The 4311-nt window shown below is 52.4% G+C and carries 5 protein-coding genes; all 5 read right to left on the bottom strand.

Annotated elements, in window-relative coordinates; all coding sequences use genetic code 11:
* On the bottom strand, window positions 1-419 hold a 419-nt coding region (locus WBV27_RS08920; RefSeq protein ID WP_424201317.1), incomplete at its 3' end, for an N-acetyltransferase family protein.
* On the bottom strand, window positions 416-1357 hold the full coding sequence (gene menA, locus WBV27_RS08915; RefSeq protein ID WP_424201315.1) for a 1,4-dihydroxy-2-naphthoate polyprenyltransferase: 942 nt from the start codon (window positions 1355-1357) through the stop codon (window positions 416-418). The genes menA and WBV27_RS08920, both read right to left, overlap by 4 nt.
* Window positions 1358-1368: 11 nt before the next feature.
* Window positions 1369-2424, bottom strand: coding sequence for an FAD:protein FMN transferase (locus WBV27_RS08910; protein ID WP_424201319.1), 1056 nt, complete (start codon window positions 2422-2424; stop codon window positions 1369-1371).
* Between the two features lie 117 nt (window positions 2425-2541).
* On the bottom strand, window positions 2542-3087 hold the full coding sequence (locus tag WBV27_RS08905; RefSeq protein ID WP_424201313.1) for an FMN-binding protein: 546 nt from the start codon (window positions 3085-3087) through the stop codon (window positions 2542-2544).
* A gap of 211 nt (window positions 3088-3298) precedes the next feature.
* Window positions 3299-4279, bottom strand: a complete 981-nt coding sequence (locus WBV27_RS08900) for a polyprenyl synthetase family protein (RefSeq protein WP_424201311.1) — start codon at window positions 4277-4279, stop codon at window positions 3299-3301.
* Window positions 4280-4311: the final 32 nt, after the last annotated feature.

Raw genomic sequence — 4311 nt, 5'->3', positions numbered from 1 at the left:
CGCTCATAGAGCTTGCGCGCCGGGTTGGAGCGGGACACACTCAAGGAGACAGCCTCCAAATCCGTTGCCCGCAGATGAGTCAACATCCGCTCCAGCAGCGCCTTCCCGATGCCGCGCCCGCGGAAAGTCGGCAGCACCGCGATTGTGAGTTCCGGCACGTCCGCGCGGACGAAGCCGTAACCTTTCGGGGCAGCCGTCGCAAAACGGATCCATACCGCCCCGACCGCTTGGCCATCGGACAATGCCACGAATGCCAAATCGCCTTCTCTGCCGAAGTCCGCATAGTAGCGCCGGATTGCCGCTTCTTCCAACACCTTCCGCGGCAAAAAGCCCCCGCCTTTGGGCGAATAGATCGCCTGATAAGTCATTTCCTTCAGGAAAAACTCATCCGCAGGGGCTCCGTTTCTGATGGTGATCATTTCAGGATAAGCGACACAACCAGCAGGATGATCTCCAAACCGTGATAGAGGATCAGATTTTTGATCGCTAAGTTGAAGGTCGTCGCTTTGTCCTGTTTGGCTCTGAAGCGGTTGATGTTGCGCTGGATGACCGGGAAGATCGCCCAGATGAACAGCATCCAGACCGGATAGATGCCGAACAGCACCGAAATTGTCGTGGCGGCGAATGCCCCGTAATACAGCCAAGCATACAGGCGCACAGCAACCGGCTTACCGATATAGAAAGTCAGCGTGTAGCGGTGATTGGAAATATCCGTTTCATAGTCGCAGATATTGTTCGCCAGCATGATGTTGGCGATGCTGAACACAAGCGGCGCCGACTGCAGCAGGATGATCAGCAGCGTCGCGATGTTCCCCGCCAGCGTAAATTTCGGCCACTGCACCAGAAGCGACGCCAGCGTTCCGGACGGCACATTTACGAACACAGCGATGAAGAAGATGCCGAAGCCCATCGTCAGCCCCGAAACCACTTCCCCAAGAGGCATCCGCGAAATCGGGAACGGTCCGAACGTATAGAGGATCCCGATCGCAAAGCAGAGCGCCCCGATCACCAACAGCAACAGATTGGTCCGCGCCGTCAGGATCAAACCGAGCAGCGCCGCGAACGCGATCATCGAAACGATGATCTTCGCGGCCTGTTTGACGGAAATTGAAGCTTTCCCGAGGATATTTTCCTCATCGCGGTAAACCAGATTCTTCGCTTTCACGTAGTCCATCGTGTTGTTGATGGCCGTCGTCGCCATGTCAAAAACGACCATGGCGATGAAGAAAAGAATCGTGTTCAGCGCATTGATGCTGCCGAAATGGTAGAGCGTAAACAAGGTCCCCAACACAAACGGAAACAGGCTGGCCAACTTCGTCTTGATTTCCACAAATTCCAAAAATACAGGTACATTCATTTCATTCACCCCTATTCATTTTCCCAAACATAATCATCGTTCGTCAGTTCAAAATTATCAACCAATCCGTCCGAAACGTAGACTTTCTTGTCTTTTGTGACAAAAACGGCTTCGATATCGTCGCGTTCGTTGACATAGGCCAGACCCGCTTCCATCCCGAGACCGAAGACAAGCGTCGATAAGGCATCCCCATCGATCGACTTATCGGACAGGATCGAAACGCCGGCGATGTTGTTATCGAATGGATAGCCCGTTTCCGGATCCATCAGATGGTGGTAGCTGACGCCGTCCACTTCGATGTAGCGTTCATAGATGCCGGAAGTCACGATCGAACGGTCTTTTTGTTTCGTCTTGCCGATGGTCTCCCCGCGCGCCGCCAATGGGTCCTGGATGCCTACGTTCCAGGACTCCCCTTCGCGCAACGGCGAACCCCCGAGCACATAGACGTTGCCACCGAGGTCGATGATGGCGGTCGTCACACCTTCCTCCACCAGGAGTTCCTTCACTTCGTCGGTGATGTAGCCCTTGGCGATGGCGCCTAGGTCCAAGCGCATACCTGCATCCGCCAACTGAACGGTCTGCGCTGCATCATCCAGCACGACGCGTTGATAGTCTACAAGCGTCAACGCTGCATCGATTTCGCTCTGCTCCGGCTTTCTGGCATCATCGAAACCGATATGCCAGAGTTCGGTGATCGGCCCGATCGACAGGTCAAAGTCACCGTCGGATGTCTCGCTGTAATCCCACGCGCTCCGCACCAACGGGTAGACATCCTCCGACAGCTGCACAGCTTCCGTCCCTGCCGCGGCATTGACCGCATCGATTTCCGACCCAGGCTCATTCACAGTGATTTTGTCGGCCAGTTCGGCGACGCGGTCGAAGGCTCCTTCCAGAACAGCCTCTTTGCCTTCGTCATAGACGCGCACCGTCACATAAGTCCCCATCAAAAATTCCGTTTTCTCATATGGTTCTTTCCGTATCTCCGTTGCTTCCTGCACGCTCCCATTGCCACAACCCCCAAAAAGGAGCGCCAGTGACAATGCGCCTGCCAGACCGGCCTTGTTCATATATTTTTTCATCCGCTCACCCCGTATCTACATTTAAAAAGACAGGCAGGAACAAGAACGCTGTCCCTACCTGTCTATGATAATCTTTTTTCTTGCCGAATACACCAGAAAAGCGGCTTATTCTTCGACTACGTTGTCGATTTCGATTGTAGTTGTGTCGCCAGCTTCAGCCGCTGCGACCAACATTGGAGCATACTCTTTGAAAGTATCAGAAGAGTGTGTAGCACCAGTAACGACTTCCACCGCTTCCGGATCTTGTGTTTCGATCAATTGATTATTCAATTGAGGGAAGTAGTCAGCAGGACCTACACCAACTTTTGCTACCATGTTAGCTTGGTATTCTGAATCTTCCGATTTCTTCGCACCGGCTTCATTCACGTTGTCAAAAGTTGACTCTGTGATTTTTCCGTCCACGACAGTGATTGAGAATTCAGTTTTCCAGCCACGAGTGTCGAAGTTCTTTTCAACCAATGTGTAAGTGCCGTCCTGTAATTCAGCCACCATTTCGGAAGCAGCTTCAGAAGAAGACTCAGCCATAACTTCGGATGAAGCCGCTGCTGAAGATTCCGTCTCAGTGTCTGTATCGGCACCGCCGCAAGCCGCTAATACGAAAGTTGATGCCAACAAAAGAGTTGCAGTAGATAACGTTTTCTTTAATTCCATAATCTATCCCACCCTGTTCTATTTATATGATAGCAGTCAGATATGTGATACCAATCACAAGCCTCCTATATCTTTCCACTTACTTATCATACCATTTGTTACATCTTTAGCCAAATAAAATCCTTATATTTATCTAAAAAACCATTATTTTCTAATGTTTTGTATCAAAATGAAATGCTATCAATCCACATAACGCGTCACAACAGCTTTGCTACATATTGCGATAAAGCAATTGCTCAGTTAATTTCGTTAGCGTTTCCTTTACGGGATGATCCGGCAACTTTTTGATCAGCTTCAACGCTTTCGTCGTGTATTTCTTGGCCAAAGCCTGTGCAGCGCGATTGCCGCCATAGCGTTCCACCAAAACATGGATCTCCGCGAGCTCCGCAGCGGTCACATCCGCCCCTTTGGCGATATAGGCAGCGAACGCTTTGCGGTCGGCCTGCATCGCGTACAGCACAGGCGCCGTGTAGATGCCGTTGCGGAAGTCGCTCAGGGCCGGTTTGCCCAAGGTCTTTTCGTCCTGCGTGTAATCCAACACATCATCCATGACCTGGAAGGCCATGCCGATATCGTGGCCGATCCGATAGGCCAGCTGCGCCAGCTTCTCGTCCTCATCCGTTCCATAGGCTCCGGCATAGCAGCTCAACGCGAACAGCTGGGCCGTTTTGCCTTGGATCTGGCGCAAATAATCGCGCATGCGCATATCCGGATTGTAGCGCATATCCATCTGATTCAGCTCACCGATCAGGATGCTTTCCATCCCGTTCGTGTCGATCTTCAGCACAGCCGCATCGCCGGCATAATCGGACAGCAGCCGGAAACAGACCGTGAAGAGGTAATCCCCCGAATAGACGGCGATCTGATTGCCGTATGCCCGGTTCATCGTCTCCTGGCCGCGGCGGGTGCCGGCTTCATCGATCACGTCATCGTGCATCAACGTCGCCGTATGCAACAGCTCCACCGCAGCCGCGATCGCCTGCGCCCGTTCCGCATCCCGTTCCGGGGAATAGTAGGAAAACAACAGGCAATAGGCCGGCCGCAGCATTTTCCCGCCCGAAAGCAAGCGCGCGAGAATTGCTTCCCTGACCGCCTGGTTTTTGAGCGTTATGTTTTTTTCCAACAGCTCATTGGTGGCGACCAATTCCGCCTGCAACAGCGGATACTGGTCCCACATCGAATGAATTTTCATACTGAAACTCCTTTTGTTCTGCCCTTAAGTAT

The organism is Trichococcus sp. (assembly GCF_049589555.1).
Taxonomy (GTDB): Bacteria; Bacillota; Bacilli; order Lactobacillales; family Aerococcaceae; genus Trichococcus.
Note: the sequence above shows the minus strand (reverse complement) of the source record. Positions and strands in the feature narration are given on the sequence as shown.